The following is an 876-nucleotide window of genomic DNA, read 5'->3' as shown; positions in this document are numbered from 1 at the left end:
GGGTCTGACACCCCTGCTGCGCGATGGCTTGGCGCTGTTCGTGGTCATCTGCAGCAACTATTTGGCACTCTCGCTCATTCTGGTATTCATCATCGGACGATTGCTCGGCAATCTGGAGGGTACGCTGCTGGCGCTGCGCGAAGGCAGTCGTGCGCTGGAACTGACCCAGGAGGCCACTGTGGACACCATGGCTTCGCTGGCCGAATACAGGGACAACGAGACCGGCAATCACATCATCAGGACCCGTCATTATGTGCATTTGCTGGCCCGGTCTGCTCCCCTGCACGATATCGGCAAGATCGGTGTGCCGGATGAAATTCTGCTCAAGCCCGGCAGGCTGACCTCAGAAGAATTCGAGGAGATGAAAAAGCATGCAGAACATGGGAAGGATGCACTCATGCATGCCAAAGCGAAGCTGGGAGACAACCATTTCCTGCAGCTGGCGGCAGAGATAGCCTGGACACACCATGAGAAATGGGATGGCAGTGGTTATCCGCGGGGTCTGTCGGGTGAAGATATTCCCTTGTCAGGGAGGATCATGGCAGTGGCGGACGTGTACGATGCACTGATATCCCGGCGGGTTTACAAGGATGCCTCCACGCACGAGCAGGCTATGGCCTATATTTTGGATCACAGTGGCAGCCAGTTCGACCCCGAAGTCGTTCGGGCGTTGCAAGCGGTAGCAGAGGATTTCAGGACGATCGCCCGCAGGTTCTCAGACGAATGAAGGCAGGTTCCCATGGCTGAGCAAGGGCTGCCGGCGGAAAAAATCTGTCAGGAGCTGGACGAGATTCTGGAGGTGGAATTCTCTTTCCTGCATACCGACATTATTGCCGAGGAACTTGTTTCGCTGCCGGTGGAACAGCAGCACTTCGC

General features: G+C 56.5%; 1 protein-coding gene. It reads left to right on the top strand.

Annotated elements, in window-relative coordinates:
• Positions 1 to 727 (top strand): HD-GYP domain-containing protein (locus ACOCD2_RS22660; protein WP_419626188.1); only part of this gene is annotated, 727 nt, incomplete at its 5' end.
• Between the last annotated feature and the right edge of the window lie 149 nt (positions 728 to 876).

The organism is Thiolapillus sp., from assembly GCF_048562965.1.
Taxonomy (GTDB): domain Bacteria; phylum Pseudomonadota; class Gammaproteobacteria; order Chromatiales; family Chromatiaceae; genus Thiolapillus; species Thiolapillus brandeum_A.
Note: the sequence above shows the minus strand (reverse complement) of the source record. Positions and strands in the feature narration are given on the sequence as shown.